Genomic DNA, 15,097 nt, shown 5'->3' on the forward strand with positions numbered 1-15,097 from the left:
GACTTGCTTAGCGAGCGCGGTAAGTGATGCGCCCTTTGCTCAAGTCATAGGGCGTCAGCTCGACGCGCACTTTGTCACCGGTAAGAATACGAATGTAGTTCTTGCGCATCTTGCCGGAAATATGCGCGGTTACGACGTGCCCATTTTCCAACTCCACACGAAACATGGTGTTGGGCAGGGTGTCGACGACAGTGCCTTCCATTTCGAAGCTGTCTTCTTTCGACATGCAGTAAAGCCCTCGGTGTCCAATGAATGGCCCGGTGCAACTGCGCCAGGCAAAAGCGGCGTGCATTGTGCCCGAAAAGTGGGGTTTAAGCCAAGACCTTCTAGTTGAGGATCACCCATCTCTGGTTAACCAGCAGCTCTATGGGGCGATATTGGGTCTTGTAGTTCATCTTTTTGCAGTTCTTGATCCAATAGCCGAGGTACACCGCATCCAGCCCCAGGCGCAGGGTTTCGCCGATTTGCCAAAGGATCGCAAAGCGCCCGAGGCTGCGGCGCTCTTCGTCGGGTTCATAGAAGGTGTAGACCGCCGACAGGCCGTTGGGCAGCAGGTCGGTGACCGCCACGGCCAGCAGGCGACCGTCCAGGCGGAACTCGTAGAAGCGCGAGAAGGGCAGGTCTCGAACCAGGAAGGTCGAGAATTGGTCGCGGCTGGGGGGGAACATGTCGCCATCGGCGTGGCGTTGCTCGATGTAGCGTTGGTAAAGCTCAAAGTACTCTTCGCTGAAGCCTGGTTTGGCTGCGTGTACGGTCAGGTCGCTGTTGCGTTTGAGAATGCGTTTTTGCTGGCGATTGGGCAGGAACTGCGCCACTGGAATGCGCGCCGGGACGCAGGCGTTGCAGTTCTGGCAGTGGGGGCGATACAGATGATCGCCGCTGCGCCGAAAGCCCATTTCCGACAGATCCGCGTAGACATGCACGTCCATGGGCTGGCTGGGATCGAGGAACAGAGTGGTCGCCTGTTCGTCGGGCAGGTAGCTGCAAGAGTGGGGTTGAGTGGCATAGAACTTCAGGCGCGCCAACTCGGTCATGAGTCAACCCTCGGGATAAGCTTTGCAATTAAGTGTAAGCCACCACCGGCAAACCCGCCTAGGAAACCCATATGGCGCGGCTCGGCAGGTCCAGGTGGTGTTTCAGGTAATTCGCGAACTCTGGACGGGAAATGGATCGGGCGCCGAGGCTGTGCAGGTGCTCGGTGGGCATCTGGCAGTCGATCAGTACAAATCCCCACGCCTTCAAGCGTTCCACCAGAGTGGCAAAGCCGAATTTCGAGGCGTTGTCGGCGCGGCTGAACATCGACTCGCCGAAAAACAGCTGCCCCATGGCCAGTCCATACAAGCCGCCCACCAGCACTCCCTGGTCCCAGACCTCCACCGAATGGGCGTAACCGCGTTGATGCAGTTGCAGGTAGGCGCGTTGCATCGCTTCGCTGATCCAGGTGCCCTCGGCATAAGCGCGAGGCGCTGCACAGGCGCTGATGACTGCGGCAAAGTCCTGGTCGAAGGTCACCTGATAGCGTTGTTTGCGCAGCAATTTGCCCAGGCTGCGGGAGACATGCAGTTCGTCTGGGAATAACACTGTGCGCGGGTCAGGGGACCACCAGAGAATCGGCTGGCCTTCGGAAAACCAGGGAAAGCAGCCGTGACGATAGGCCTGGATCAGGCGGTCGGCAGACAGGTCTCCGCCTGCGGCCAGCAAACCATTGGGCTCGCGCATGGCCTTTTCCAGCGGCGGGAAGTCAAGTGTGTTGCGTTGTAACCAGGTCAGCATGGTATCCAGACTTGCGGCAGGGGAGGGCGGTGGCGAGCCAGTGCGGGCTCGCCACAAGCGTAGGGCGAGGGCTTAGTTGTCGTCGAGGAATTTTTCCGCATCCAGCGCTGCCATGCAGCCGGCGCCGGCCGAAGTGATGGCCTGGCGATAGACGTGGTCGGCCACGTCGCCGGCGGCAAATACGCCCGGGATGCCGGTGGCCGTGGCATTGCCTTCGCTGCCGCCACGCACCAGCAGGTAGCCGTCGCGCATCTCCAGCTGGCCCTGGAACAGATCGGTATTGGGCTTGTGGCCGATGGCGATGAACACCCCGGCCAGTGCCAGATCCTTGGTTTCTCCGCTGTGGCTGTCCTTGAGGCGGGCGCCGGTCACGCCGCTGGCATCGCCCAGCACTTCCTCCAGGTGCTGGTTCCAGTGCAGGCGGATATTGCCATTGGCGGCCTTGTCGAACAGCTTGTCCTGGAGGATTTTCTCGGCTCGCAGCTTGTCGCGGCGATGCACCAGGTGCACTTCTTTGGCGATGTTCGACAGGTACAGGGCTTCCTCCACGGCGGTGTTGCCGCCGCCCACCACGGCCACCACCTGATTGCGGTAGAAGAAGCCGTCGCAGGTGGCACAGGCGGAAACCCCCTTGCCGGCAAAGGCCTCTTCGGAGGGCAGGCCCAGGTATTGCGCCGAGGCGCCGGTGGCGATGATCAGTGCGTCGCAACTGTAGGTGCCGCTGTCGCCGATGAGGATAAACGGCCGCTGCTGCAACTGTGCGGTGTGGATGTGGTCATAGACGATCTCGGTGTCGAAGCGTTCGGCATGTTTCTGCATGCGCTCCATCAGCACCGGGCCGGTCAGGCCTTCGACATCGCCGGGCCAGTTGTCGACTTCGGTGGTGGTGGTCAGTTGGCCGCCGGCTTGCAAACCGGTGATCACCGTTGGTTTGAGGTTGGCTCGAGCGGCATAGACGGCAGCGCTGTAACCGGCAGGGCCGGAGCCCAGAATGATCAGGCGTGAATGCTTCGCATCGTTCATAAAAACACCTCATAAGCCTTTGTCACAAAAGAGAATGCATGCTCCAATTGAACAGTGCGTAACAGGCCGTTGACTATGCTGGTCGGAGGGTTCCGACGTGGCATGGCGTGAACAAACCCGTACAATACGACGCTGTACCGGGTTTATTCAGAATTGCACTGTTTCAGAAGCAAGGGGCAGAGTGTTAAAAGTAGCCCCAGTTACGCCGGTCAACTTTATTTACCTGCTCGGATTGAGCAGTATCTTGTAGTCAATCATCCGTTGGACGCGCCCTTGGCGCAGGAAAAGACGCGTTTTGAAGAAATCCACCGCAGCACCTAAACCTGTTGTTCCGCTCTGGCGTCAACAATTGCACTACCGGCTCAAGGAAGGTGCGTTGATCGCCATTGGCGCCCTGTGCCTGTTCTTGATGATGGCACTTCTGACCTATGGGAAAGATGATCCGGGCTGGAGTCATAACAGCAAGATTGAAGACGTGCAGAACTTCGGTGGCCCGGCCGGTTCCTACAGCGCCGATATCCTGTTTATGGTGTTGGGTTACTTCGCCTATATCTTCCCGCTGCTGTTGGCGATCAAGACCTACCAGATCTTTCGCCAGCGCCATGAGCCCTGGCAGTGGAGCGGCTGGCTGTTTTCCTGGCGGCTGATCGGCCTGGTGTTCCTGGTGCTGTCGGGCGCCGCGCTGGCCCATATCCATTTCCATGCCGCCACGGGCCTGCCGGCCGGTGCTGGTGGCGCCCTGGGCGAAAGCCTGGGCGACTTGGCCAAGAACGCCCTGAATGTGCAGGGCAGCACCCTGATGTTCATTGCCCTGTTCCTGTTCGGCCTGACGGTGTTCACCGACCTGTCGTGGTTCAAGGTGATGGACGTGACCGGCAAGATCACCCTCGACCTGTTCGAACTGTTCCAGGGCGCCGCCAACCGCTGGTGGGATGCGCGCGTGGAGCGCAAGCAACTGGTGGCGCAATTGCGCGAAGTGGATGCCCGGGTCGATGAAGTCGTGACCCCGAATGTGGCCGACAAGCGCGAGCAGGCCAAGGTCAAGGAGCGCCTGATCGAGCGCGAGCAGGCCCTGAGCAAGCACATGTCCGAGCGCGAAAAGCAGGTGCCGCCAGTGATCACGCCGATCGCCACCAAGGCGCCGGAGCCCAGCAAGCGTGTGCAGAAAGAGAAACAGGTGCCGTTGTTCGTCGACAGCGCGGTGGAAGGCACCTTGCCACCGATCTCGATCCTCGACCCGGCAGAAAAGAAACAGCTGAACTATTCCCCCGAATCCCTGGCGGCAGTCGGCCACCTGCTGGAGATCAAGCTCAAGGAGTTCGGCGTCGAAGTCTCGGTGGATTCGATCCACCCGGGGCCGGTGATTACCCGTTACGAAATCCAGCCGGCGGCCGGGGTGAAGGTCAGTCGTATCGCCAACCTGGCCAAGGACCTGGCGCGTTCCCTGGCCGTGACCAGCGTTCGCGTAGTGGAAGTGATTCCCGGCAAGACCACCGTGGGCATCGAGATTCCCAACGAAGACCGGCAGATCGTGCGCTTCTCCGAAGTGCTCTCGACCCCGGAGTACGACAACTTCAAATCCCCGGTCACCCTGGCCCTGGGCCACGATATCGGCGGCAAGCCGATCATCACCGACCTGGCGAAAATGCCTCACCTGCTGGTGGCCGGTACCACCGGTTCCGGTAAGTCGGTGGGGGTCAACGCGATGATCCTGTCGATCCTGTTCAAGTCCGGCCCGGAAGACGCCAAGCTGATCATGATCGACCCGAAGATGCTCGAACTGTCGATCTACGAGGGTATTCCGCATCTGCTGTGCCCGGTGGTGACCGACATGAAGGATGCGGCCAACGCCCTGCGCTGGAGCGTGGCGGAGATGGAGCGGCGCTACAAGCTCATGGCCAAGATGGGCGTGCGCAACCTCTCGGGCTTCAACGCCAAGGTCAAGGAAGCCATCGACGCCGGTACCCCGCTGGCCGACCCGCTGTACAACCGCGAAAGCATCCACGACGAAGCGCCATTGCTGACCAAGCTGCCGACCATCGTGGTGGTGGTGGACGAATTCGCCGACATGATGATGATCGTCGGCAAGAAGGTCGAGGAACTGATCGCCCGTATCGCCCAGAAGGCCCGTGCCGCCGGTATCCACCTGATCCTCGCCACCCAGCGCCCATCGGTGGACGTGATTACCGGCCTGATCAAGGCCAACATCCCGACCCGCATGGCGTTCCAGGTGTCGAGCAAGATCGACTCGCGGACCATCATCGACCAGGGTGGTGCCGAACAATTGCTGGGCCACGGTGACATGCTCTACATGCCGCCGGGCACCAGCCTGCCGATCCGCGTCCACGGCGCCTTCGTTTCCGATGATGAAGTGCACCGCGTGGTGGAGGCCTGGAAGCTGCGCGGTGCGCCGGAATACAACGACGATATCCTCAACGGTGTCGAAGAGGCGGGCAGTGGTTTCGAAGGCAGCAGCGGCGGCGGTGACGGCGATGATCCGGAAGCCGACGCGCTCTACGACGAAGCCGTGCAGTTCGTCCTGGAAAGCCGCCGGGCCTCGATCTCTGCGGTACAGCGCAAGCTGAAGATTGGCTACAACCGCGCCGCCCGGATGATCGAAGCCATGGAAATGGCCGGGGTGGTGACGGCGATGAACACCAACGGCTCCCGCGAAGTGCTGGCGCCGGGCCCGACGCGCGACTGATCCTTGTTTCGCTTGCAGCGGCGTGAAATCACGCCGCTCGTATACCCATCCAATTAATGAGGAATTCCATGCGCCTGATTCGCATGTTGCTGCTGCCGGTATTGGCTGTGACCACCTTGTCGGCCCACGCCGACCCCAAAGACGTGGCGCGCCTGACCCAGTTGCTGGAAAAGTCCCAGACCCTGACCGCGCGGTTCTCCCAGCTGACCCTGGACGGCAGCGGTACCCAGTTGCAGGAAACCGCCGGCGAAATGTCCCTGCAGCGCCCAGGCCTGTTCTACTGGCACACCGATGCGCCACAAGAACAGCTGATGGTTTCCGACGGCCAGAAAGTCTCCCTGTGGGACCCGGACCTGGAGCAGGTGACCATCAAGAAGCTCGACCAGCGCCTGACCCAGACCCCGGCCCTGTTGCTCTCCGGTGACGTGTCGAAGATCAGCGAAAGCTTCGACATCACCTCCAAGGAGGCCGGTGGTGTGATGGACTTCACCCTCAAGCCGAAAACCCGCGACACCCTGTTCGACAGCCTGCGCCTGTCGTTCCGCAACGGCATGATCAACGACATGCAGTTGATCGACAGCGTTGGCCAGCGCACCAATATCCTGTTCACCGGGGTCAAGGCCAACGAAGCCATCCCGGCGTCCAAGTTCAAGTTCGACATCCCCAAGGGTGCCGATGTGATCCAAGAGTAAGCAGCCGCAACCGCAAGGTTTCGAAGGTAGTCCATGGACCTGTTTCGTAGTGCCCCGATTGCCCAGCCACTGGCCGCACGCCTGCGTGCGACCAACCTGGACGAGTACGTTGGCCAGCAGCACCTGTTGGCCCGGGGCAAGCCGCTGCGCGAGGCCCTGGAGCAGGGCGCGCTGCATTCGATGATCTTCTGGGGCCCGCCCGGGGTCGGCAAGACCACCCTGGCGCGGCTGCTGGCGGAAGTCTCGGATGCCCACTTCGAAACCGTCTCGGCGGTGCTGGCCGGGGTCAAGGAGATCCGCCAGGCGGTGGAGATCGCCAAGCAGCAGGCTGGGCAATACGGGCGGCGGACCATTCTGTTTGTCGATGAAGTGCACCGTTTCAACAAGTCCCAGCAGGATGCCTTCCTGCCCTACGTGGAAGACGGCACGCTGATCTTTATCGGCGCCACCACGGAAAACCCGTCCTTCGAACTCAACAACGCCTTGCTCTCCCGGGCCCGGGTCTATGTGCTCAAGAGCCTGGATGAAACGGCCCTGGGCACCCTGGTACAGCGAGCCCTGACGGAAGAGCGCGGGCTGGGCAAGCGCCAGCTGAGCCTCAGCGATGAAGGCTTCCAGATGCTGCTGTCGGCCGCCGATGGCGATGGCCGGCGCATGCTCAACCTGCTGGAAAACGCCTCGGACCTGGCCGAAGACGGTGGCGAGATCAGTGTCGATCTGTTGCAAAGCCTGCTGGGTGACACCCGCCGGCGTTTCGACAAGGGCGGCGAAGCCTTCTACGACCAGATTTCCGCGTTGCACAAGTCGGTGCGCGGCTCCAATCCCGACGGCGCCCTGTACTGGTTCGCGCGCATGCTCGACGGCGGCTGCGACCCGCTGTACCTGGCCCGGCGCGTGGTGCGCATGGCCAGCGAAGACATCGGCAACGCCGACCCGCGGGCCCTGAGCCTGTGCCTGGCGGCCTGGGATGTGCAGGAGCGCCTTGGCAGCCCCGAAGGCGAGCTGGCAGTGGCCCAGGCCATCACCTACCTGGCCTGTGCGCCGAAGAGCAACGCCGTGTACATGGGCTTCAAGGCCGCCATGCGCGCCGCTGCCGAGCATGGCTCGCTGGAAGTGCCGATCCACCTGCGCAATGCCCCGACCAAGCTGATGAAGCAACTGGGCTACGGCGACGAATATCGCTACGCCCATGACGAGCCGGATGCCTACGCCGCCGGGGAAGACTATTTCCCCGAAGAACTCGAACCCTTGCCGCTCTATCAACCGGTGCCCCGTGGCCTGGAACTGAAGATCGGCGAGAAGCTCAAGCACCTGGCGGCCCTGGACCGGGCCAGCCCCTTGCAGCGGAGAAAACCTTGATCCCCCTGATCCTCGCAGTCTCCGCCGGCGGTGTTGCTGGCACCCTGTTGCGCTTTGCCAGCGGCAACTGGATCAATGCCAATTGGCCGCGGCACTTCTATACCGCGACGCTGGCCGTTAATATCGTGGGCTGCCTGCTGATCGGCGTGTTATACGGGCTGTTCCTGGTCCGTCCGGAAGTGCCGATCGAAGTGCGTGCCGGATTGATAGTGGGCTTCCTCGGTGGCCTGACGACTTTTTCATCCTTTTCACTGGATACCGTGCGTCTGCTGGAAAGCGGACAAGTGGCGCTGGCCCTGGGCTACGCGGCACTGAGTGTATTCGGCGGGCTGCTTGCTACCTGGGCCGGCCTGTCCTTGACCAAACTTTGATAAACGAGAGAACGACATGCTCGATTCCAAACTGTTACGTAGCAACCTCCAGGACGTAGCGGATCGTCTGGCATCCCGCGGCTTTGCCCTGGATGTGGCACGCATCGAAGCGCTGGAAGAACAGCGCAAGACCGTGCAGACCCGCACCGAGCAACTGCAGGCTGAACGTAACGCGCGCTCCAAGTCCATCGGCCAGGCCAAGCAACGCGGCGAAGACATCGCCCCGCTTATGGCCGACGTTGAGCGCATGGGGAACGAGCTGAGCTCCGGCAAGGCGGAGCTGGAAAACATCCAGAGCGAACTGGATTCGATCCTGTTCGGCATTCCCAACCTGCCCCACGAGTCGGTGCCGGTGGGCGAAGATGAAGACGGCAACGTCGAAGTGCGCCGCTGGGGCACCCCGACCGCCTTCGATTTCCCGATCAAGGACCACGTGGCCCTGGGTGAAACCCACGGCTGGCTGGACTTTGAAACCGCCGCCAAGCTGTCCGGCGCGCGTTTTGCCCTGTTGCGCGGCCCGATCGCCCGTCTGCACCGCGCCCTGGCGCAGTTCATGATCAACCTGCACACCGGCGAGCACGGCTACGAAGAGGCCTACACCCCGTACCTGGTGCAGGCTCCGGCGCTGATGGGCACCGGCCAGTTGCCGAAGTTCGAGGAAGACCTGTTCAAGATCACTCGCGAAGGCGAGGCCGATCTGTACCTGATCCCGACCGCTGAAGTGTCGCTGACCAACATCGTGGCTGGCGAGATCCTCGACGCCAAGCAGCTGCCGCTGAAGTTCGTCGCTCACACCCCGTGCTTTCGCAGTGAAGCCGGTGCTTCGGGTCGCGATACCCGCGGCATGATCCGCCAGCACCAGTTCGACAAGGTCGAGATGGTCCAGGTGGTCGAGCCGTCGACCTCCATGGAAGCCCTGGAAGGCCTGACCGCCAACGCCGAGAAAGTCCTGCAACTGCTGCAACTGCCGTATCGCGTTCTGGCGCTGTGCACCGGCGACATGGGTTTCAGCGCGGTCAAGACCTACGATCTGGAAGTCTGGGTGCCGAGCCAGGACAAGTACCGCGAGATCTCCTCGTGCTCCAACTGTGGCGACTTCCAGGCCCGCCGCATGCAGGCGCGCTTCCGCAACCCGGAAACCGGCAAGCCTGAGCTGGTGCACACCCTCAACGGTTCCGGCCTGGCCGTGGGCCGTACCCTGGTGGCGGTGCTGGAGAACTACCAGCAGGCCGACGGTTCGATCCGTGTGCCGGATGTGCTGAAGCCGTACATGGGTGGCCTTGAGGTCATCGGCTAAATGGAATATCTGCCGCTGTTTCACAACCTTCGCGGCAGTCGTGTGTTGGTGGTCGGCGGAGGGGAGATTGCCTTGCGCAAATCCCGTCTGCTGGCCGATGCCGGTGCGCAGCTGCGAGTGGTCGCACCTGAAATAGAAGCGCAATTGCAGGAACTGATCGTCGCCAGCGGCGGTGAGTCCCTGCTGCGCGGGTATGTCGAGGCGGACCTCGACGGCTGCACCCTGATCATCGCCGCCACCGACGACGAATCCCTCAATGCCCAGGTCTCCGCCGATGCCCATCGGCGTTGCGTTCCGGTCAATGTGGTGGACGCGCCGGCCCTGTGCAGCGTGATCTTCCCGGCCATCGTCGACCGTTCGCCGCTGGTCATCGCAGTCTCCAGTGGCGGCGATGCGCCGGTGCTGGCGCGGCTGATCCGGGCCAAGCTGGAAACCTGGATTCCTTCCACCTACGGCCAACTGGCCGGGTTGGCGGCGCGTTTCCGCGCCCAGGTCAAAGGCCTGTTTCCGGATGTGCAGCAGCGCCGGGCGTTCTGGGAAGACGTGTTCCAGGGCCCCATCGCCGATCGCCAACTGGCGGGGCAGGGGGCTGAGGCCGAACGTCTGTTGCAGGCCAAGATTGCCGGCAAGGCGCCTCATGCGCCGGGCGAGGTGTATCTGGTGGGCGCAGGCCCGGGTGATCCGGACCTGCTGACCTTCCGTGCCCTGCGCCTGATGCAGCAGGCCGATGTGGTGCTCTACGACCGTCTGGTGGCGCCGGCGATTCTCGAGCTGTGCCGCCGCGACGCCGAACGCATCTATGTCGGCAAGCGTCGCGCCGATCACGCCGTGCCTCAGGAGCAGATCAACCAGCAACTGGTGAACCTGGCCCGGCAAGGCAAGCGGGTGGTGCGCCTGAAGGGCGGTGATCCCTTCATCTTTGGCCGGGGCGGCGAAGAGATCGAAGAGCTGGCGGCCCACGGCATTGCGTTCCAGGTGGTGCCGGGAATTACCGCGGCCAGTGGTTGCTCGGCCTATGCCGGGATTCCCCTGACTCACCGTGACTATGCCCAGTCGGTACGCTTCGTCACCGGCCACCTCAAGGACGGCACCAGCAACCTGCCCTGGAGCGACCTGGTGGCGCCAGCGCAGACCCTGGTGTTCTACATGGGCCTGGTGGGCTTGCCGACCATCTGCGAGCAACTGATCAAGCACGGTCGCGGCGCCGACACCCCGGCGGCGCTGGTTCAGCAGGGCACCACCAGCAACCAGCGTGTCTTCACCGGCACCCTGGGCAACCTGCCTGCGCTGGTGGCCGAGCACGAAGTGCACGCGCCGACCCTGGTGATCGTCGGCGAAGTGGTCCAGCTACGCGAGAAGCTGGCCTGGTTCGAAGGCGCTCAGTCCGAGGTCTGAAAAGCTTCGCCGGCAAGCCGGCTCCTACAGATTCCACTGTTGTAGGAGCCGGCTTGCCGGCGAAAGCGTCCTTAACCCCTGCACCAAACCCCTTGTCCGCTCAACCGTTGCCGATCATGTGCGCGGCTGAAGTCCTGTAACGGCCCCTTCGGCACAATCCCGGTCGGATTGATGGTGGTGTGGCTGGCGTAGTAGTGCCCCTTGATATGGGCAAAATCCACCGTCTCGGCAATCCCCGGCCATTGGTACAACTCCCTCAGCCAGTTCGACAGGTTGGGATAATCGGCAATCCGCCGCAGGTTGCACTTGAAGTGGCCGTGGTACACCGCATCGAAGCGGATCAGGGTGGTGAACAGCCGCACATCGGCTTCGGTCAGGTACTCGCCGGCCAGGTAGCGCTGCTTGTCCAGTAACGCCTCCAGGGCGTCCAGCTCGGCGAAGACATCATCGAACGCCGTCTCATAGGCCTGTTGTGAAGTGGCAAACCCGGCACGGTACACGCCATTGTTCAGCGCGGGGTAGATGCGTGCGTTGAGTTCATCGATGCGTGCGCGCAATGGCTGCGGATAAAAATCCAGGCCATTGCCGGTCAGGCCGTCGAAGGCGCTGTTGAACATGCGGATGATCTCCGCCGATTCGTTGCTGACGATGCGCTGTTGCTGCTTGTCCCACAGCACTGGCACGGTGACGCGGCCGGTGTAGTCGGCGGTGTCGGCGGTGTAGCGCTGGTGCATGAAATCAAAGTGATCCAGCGCATCGCCGCTGGAGCCATGGGCGCTGTCGAAGGTCCAGCCGTTCTCGCGCATCAGCCAGCTGACCACCGAGACGTCGATCAGCTGTTCCAGACCCTTGAGCTTGCGCAGGATCAGGGTGCGGTGGGCCCAGGGGCAGGCCAGGGACACATAAAGGTGGTAGCGCCCGGCCTCGGCGGCAAAGCCGCCTTCACCGCTGGGGCCGGGGCGGCCATCGGCGGTGACCCAGTTGCGACGTTGCGCCTGTTCCCGTTGGAAGGCGCCATCCTTGCCGCTTTCGTACCACTGGTCATGCCAGCGCCCTTCGATCAGCAGTCCCATGGAATGCTCCTCAGCTATTTTGCGTTGGAGTGCAGTCTATGCCGCTGGGTTCGAACAAAAAGCGCAAAGCATGGGCGGTTTTGATCGATTAAATCGATCTGTCCCGGGCATCCCAGTACTGCTGGGCCAGGGCGAAGGCCTGCTCCCGGGGCGTGCCCAGGCCGCGCAAGGCCAGGGCCATGGTGGCCAGCAGGGCCAGCTGCGGATAACTGTCCTCAACATCACCGCGCCACAGTGCCTTGAGGTGCTCGGGTTCCAGGCTGGCCGGTTTCACATGGCGCTGGGCCGACAGTGCCGGCCACTCTTCATCCCAACTGACGCCGCCGGTGCTGCCGTACAGATGGCTGGTGGTGTCCGGGTTGATCTCGATCTCGCCGCCATCGCCCTTGATCACGATGACGTTGTCCCCCAGCAGGCCGCTGGCATCGCGGTGCACTGCCTGGTAGCCGGGGTGGAAGATGCTCTGCAGGCCGCAACGGGCGCCCAGGGGGTTGAGGATTCGCGCCAGGGAGTGGATCGGTGAGCGCAGGCCGAGGATGTTGCGCAAGTCGATCATGCGCTGCAGTTGCGGCGCCCAGTCCCCCAGGGGCATGAAGGCCAGGTTGCCCTGGTCCAGTGCCTGGCCGACCGCCTGCCAGTTACGGCATAGGGGAATTCCCAGGGGTTCCAGCAATTGTTCGGTGTACAGGCGCCCGGCGGTGTGGGCGCCGCCACCGTGGAGCAGGATGCGCACGCCGTTCTGTGCCAGGCACTTGGCCGCCAGCAGGTACCAGGGCAGGTGGCGCTTCTTGCCGGCGTAGGTCGGCCAGTCGAGGTCCAGCGCAATCGCCGGGGCGTTCAGGCGTTCACGCAAGGCTTCGGTGAAGCCCGCCAGCTCTTCCGGGCTTTCTTCCTTGTGCCGCAGCAGCATGAGGAAGGCGCCCAATTGGGTGTCCTCGACCTTGCCGTCCAGCAGCATGCCCATGGCGTCCCGGGCTTCCTCGCGCGTCAGGTTGCGCGCGCCGCGCTTACCCTTGCCGAGGATGCGCACGAACTGGGCAAAGGGGTGTTCTTCCGGGGTTTGGGTGAGCAGGGGGGCGAATTCGTTCATAGGCAATTGGTTGGCTTGGGCAGGCCCGCCAGCTTGGCGGCAAGTTTGGCGGGAGTGCCTTTGAACAGTCGGTTCAGGTGCAGGCTGTTGCCCTTGTCCGGGCCCAGCTTGAGGGCGGTGTACTTGATCAGCGGGCGGGTGGCCGGGGACAGCTGGAACTCTTTATAGAAGCCCTGCAGCAGTTCGAGGATTTCCCAGTGCTCTGCACTCAGCTCCAGCTCTTCGTTGGCGGCCAGGGCTTGCGCCACGTCGGCGGACCAGTCGTCGAGGTTGACCAGGTAGCCGTCCTTGTCCAGTTCGATGGCGCGAGCGCCCACGGTCAGGGTACTCATAGCCAGGCATTGACCTTGTCATGCTCAATCGACAGCTCGACGAAGCCCGGATAGTCCACCGCACGGGCCCAGGTCGGCAGGGCCAGGCCGCGGGCGCTCAGGTCTTCTTCCAGCACGTACAGATTCAAGCCGCTACGGGTGCTCAGTTCGCTGCAAATGGCGCTGCCCGGTTGCAGGGCATAGGCGGCGTCGCCGCACAGCAGCAGGCCGTCGGCGCTGCCCAGCAGGCGCAGGCAGCTGCTCAGGCGGGTGTCGGTGAAGGGCGAGTGGGACAACACATGCAAGGTCGACATCAGAGGGTAATCACCTGGTCAAAACGGTCGATGATCCCGGCCAGTTCCGGGGCGTTGAGCAGCTGTACATCGTCAAGACTCAAGCTCGCCGGGTCGAGGCCGCGGGCTGCGAGGCTGGCGCTGCAGGCAAACAGCTCGTCGACGCCGAACAGCGCCAGCGCCTGCAGGTTGGCGCTCAGGTCTTTCTGGCGCAGCAGCGAGGCCTGTTGTCCGGGCGCCAGTTGCAGCACGCCATCATCAAGAAACAGCAGGCCGATGGGCAGGTCGAAGGCGCCGCCGGCCAGGACGATATCCAGGGCTTCCCGGGCGCCGGGGCCGGACCACGGCGCCTGGCGGCTGATCAACAACAGGGATTTGGCCATGTCACGCCCCTCCAAAACAGATCAGGCGGTCGGCGGCCTGTACCGCGTCATGCAATTGCCCGAGCCCCGACAGCTCCCAGGGGGCTTCGACGCTCACCGACGTGCGCTGGTAGCGCTGGGCTTCGTCAGCATTCAACACGCCCCGGCGCAGGGCCGCGGCGATGCACACCACGCCGTCCAGTTGATGCTGGCCGACAAACTCGCGCCATTCTTTGGGCAGGTCCTGTTCGTCCTGGGGCGTGACGATGCTGTTGGCGGCGTTGTACACGCCGTCCTGGTAGAAAAACAGCCGGACAATTTCATGCCCGCCCGCCAGCGCCGCCTGGGCGAACAGCAGGGCGCGGCGCGAGGAAGGCGCGTGGGCGGCAGAGAACAGGGCGATGGCGAACTTCATGACGGACTCGATGGATAAAACTGCGGCCATGATAAAGCTTTCTTTGAACATCGGCTAAACCCGTTTCGCCCCTGGGGCTCTGGTTCCAGGCATGCAGGACATATCGGGTAAAGCATTGCCCGGCCCCAAACTGCGAAGCGAGGGATAGACTCGCGCCTTCATGCAACCGGGGACAAGGAGCAAGGGATGATGGATTTGAATTCGGCGGTGGTCGTGGTCACGGGGGCCGGAAGAGGCTTGGGGGCCGCGCTGGCCATCAGCCTGGCGGACCAGGGCTGCAAGCTGATTCTCTGTGGGCGCAACCCCGAGGCCCTGGCGCAGGTCAGCGCGGCCATCGAGGCACGTACCGGCAGCCCCGCCGATCAGGTGGTGGTGGACCTGGCCAGCAGCGACAGCGTCAAGGCCGCCCTGGCTGAGATCCACGTCCGCCACCCGCAAGTGGACATCCTGATCAACAACGGCGCCATGTGGCTGGAGGCCAGCGAGCAGCCCCACAGCGCCGCTGAAGTCACCGGGGTGATCGACGCCGCACTGAGCGGCACCTTCCTCCTGACCCAGGGCCTGTTGCCGGTGCTCAAGGCTTCCAAGCGCCCGGACATCGTCACCATCGGTTCCATCAGCGGCTTGCCCAATGCACCGCTGCACAGCGTGTCGCTGCCGTTCTATGCGGCCAAGCACGGGCAACTGGCCCTGGCCGATGGCCTGCGGCAAATGCTTCGGGGCACGCCGGTGCGTTCGCTGTGCGTGCACCCGCCGTACCTGGAAGATATCTCGCCGCTGGATGAGGCCTGGCAGCAGATTCCGACGCGGCACAAGGGCGAGCAGGGCACCAACCGTGATGTGGTGGAGGCCGTGATCTTCGCCCTGACCCGGCCGCGGCATATCAGCCTGTCGTCGATCGTGATCGATACCGACAGCGGCGGCCTGTTCAGCTGATAA

17 protein-coding genes are annotated in these 15,097 nt (G+C 63.0%); 7 read left to right on the forward strand and 10 right to left on the reverse strand.

The features are described 5' to 3' along the window. Window positions 1-7 precede the first annotated feature (7 nt). From infA to trxB, 4 genes are all read right to left on the reverse strand, one after another. The gene (infA, locus tag KCG88_RS01290; protein ID WP_002553999.1) at window positions 8-226 is read right to left on the reverse strand and encodes a translation initiation factor IF-1; all 219 of its coding nucleotides are present in this window, start codon (window positions 224-226) and stop codon (window positions 8-10) included. A 100-nt stretch (window positions 227-326) separates the two neighbouring features. Further along, window positions 327-1,034, reverse strand: coding sequence for an arginyltransferase (locus tag KCG88_RS01295; protein ID WP_047287894.1), 708 nt, complete (start codon window positions 1,032-1,034; stop codon window positions 327-329). Between the two features lie 58 nt (window positions 1,035-1,092). After that, window positions 1,093-1,773: a leucyl/phenylalanyl-tRNA--protein transferase gene (gene aat / locus KCG88_RS01300; RefSeq protein ID WP_210711548.1), complete on the reverse strand. Its 681-nt coding sequence runs from the start codon at window positions 1,771-1,773 to the stop codon at window positions 1,093-1,095. A 72-nt stretch (window positions 1,774-1,845) separates the two neighbouring features. Continuing rightward, window positions 1,846-2,796 carry a thioredoxin-disulfide reductase gene (trxB, locus tag KCG88_RS01305; RefSeq protein ID WP_210711549.1) on the reverse strand — a complete coding sequence of 317 codons (951 nt, stop codon included), beginning with the start codon at window positions 2,794-2,796 and terminating at the stop codon, window positions 1,846-1,848. Window positions 2,797-3,091: 295 nt separating this feature from the next. Between trxB and KCG88_RS01310 the strand changes: the two genes are divergently transcribed. From KCG88_RS01310 to cysG, 6 genes are all read left to right on the forward strand, one after another. After that, complete coding sequence (locus tag KCG88_RS01310) at window positions 3,092-5,500, forward strand: DNA translocase FtsK (RefSeq protein ID WP_019092904.1); 2,409 nt, start codon at window positions 3,092-3,094, stop codon at window positions 5,498-5,500. A 68-nt stretch (window positions 5,501-5,568) separates the two neighbouring features. Continuing rightward, window positions 5,569-6,192 carry an outer membrane lipoprotein chaperone LolA gene (gene lolA, locus KCG88_RS01315; protein WP_011062167.1) on the forward strand — a complete coding sequence of 208 codons (624 nt, stop codon included), beginning with the start codon at window positions 5,569-5,571 and terminating at the stop codon, window positions 6,190-6,192. Window positions 6,193-6,225: 33 nt separating this feature from the next. Further along, a complete protein-coding gene (locus KCG88_RS01320) occupies window positions 6,226-7,551 on the forward strand; it encodes a replication-associated recombination protein A (protein ID WP_047287892.1) in 1,326 nt (441 codons plus the stop codon). After that, window positions 7,548-7,922 carry a fluoride efflux transporter CrcB gene (gene crcB / locus KCG88_RS01325; RefSeq protein ID WP_047287891.1) on the forward strand — a complete coding sequence of 125 codons (375 nt, stop codon included), beginning with the start codon at window positions 7,548-7,550 and terminating at the stop codon, window positions 7,920-7,922. The genes KCG88_RS01320 and crcB overlap by 4 nt, the downstream gene beginning before the upstream one ends. 16 nt (window positions 7,923-7,938) lie before the next feature. Next, the gene (serS, locus tag KCG88_RS01330; RefSeq protein WP_047287890.1) at window positions 7,939-9,219 is read left to right on the forward strand and encodes a serine--tRNA ligase; all 1,281 of its coding nucleotides are present in this window, start codon (window positions 7,939-7,941) and stop codon (window positions 9,217-9,219) included. Continuing rightward, window positions 9,220-10,614 (forward strand): siroheme synthase CysG, encoded by a 1,395-nt coding sequence (gene cysG / locus KCG88_RS01335; RefSeq protein ID WP_047287889.1) that lies wholly within the window; start codon window positions 9,220-9,222, stop codon window positions 10,612-10,614. It begins immediately after the preceding gene. A 71-nt stretch (window positions 10,615-10,685) separates the two neighbouring features. Here the strand turns inward: cysG and KCG88_RS01340 are convergent, their stop codons facing one another. The 6 genes from KCG88_RS01340 to tusD form a co-directional block, all read right to left on the reverse strand. Then, entirely contained in the window at window positions 10,686-11,687 is a 1,002-nt protein-coding gene (locus KCG88_RS01340; RefSeq protein ID WP_011062162.1) for a glutathione S-transferase family protein, read from the reverse strand. 88 nt (window positions 11,688-11,775) lie between these two features. After that, window positions 11,776-12,777: a glycosyl transferase family protein gene (locus KCG88_RS01345; RefSeq protein ID WP_210711550.1), complete on the reverse strand. Its 1,002-nt coding sequence runs from the start codon at window positions 12,775-12,777 to the stop codon at window positions 11,776-11,778. Further along, the gene (locus KCG88_RS01350; protein WP_016966956.1) at window positions 12,774-13,109 is read right to left on the reverse strand and encodes a TusE/DsrC/DsvC family sulfur relay protein; all 336 of its coding nucleotides are present in this window, start codon (window positions 13,107-13,109) and stop codon (window positions 12,774-12,776) included. Before KCG88_RS01350 ends, KCG88_RS01345 begins: the two co-directional genes overlap by 4 nt. Beyond that, on the reverse strand, window positions 13,106-13,402 hold the full coding sequence (gene tusB / locus KCG88_RS01355) for a sulfurtransferase complex subunit TusB (RefSeq protein WP_210711551.1): 297 nt from the start codon (window positions 13,400-13,402) through the stop codon (window positions 13,106-13,108). The genes KCG88_RS01350 and tusB overlap by 4 nt, the downstream gene beginning before the upstream one ends. After that, window positions 13,402-13,764, reverse strand: a complete 363-nt coding sequence (tusC, locus tag KCG88_RS01360) for a sulfurtransferase complex subunit TusC (RefSeq protein ID WP_047287885.1) — start codon at window positions 13,762-13,764, stop codon at window positions 13,402-13,404. Before tusC ends, tusB begins: the two co-directional genes overlap by 1 nt. Before the next feature lies 1 nt (window position 13,765). Continuing rightward, the gene (tusD, locus tag KCG88_RS01365) at window positions 13,766-14,158 is read right to left on the reverse strand and encodes a sulfurtransferase complex subunit TusD (protein WP_047287884.1); all 393 of its coding nucleotides are present in this window, start codon (window positions 14,156-14,158) and stop codon (window positions 13,766-13,768) included. Between the two features lie 186 nt (window positions 14,159-14,344). Between tusD and KCG88_RS01370 the strand changes: the two genes are divergently transcribed. After that, a complete protein-coding gene (locus tag KCG88_RS01370; protein ID WP_210711552.1) occupies window positions 14,345-15,094 on the forward strand; it encodes an SDR family oxidoreductase in 750 nt (249 codons plus the stop codon). The last annotated feature ends 3 nt before the right edge of the window (window positions 15,095-15,097 follow it).

Source organism: Pseudomonas sp. MWU349, from assembly GCF_017947325.1.
In the GTDB taxonomy this organism is placed as follows: domain Bacteria; phylum Pseudomonadota; class Gammaproteobacteria; order Pseudomonadales; family Pseudomonadaceae; genus Aquipseudomonas; species Aquipseudomonas protegens.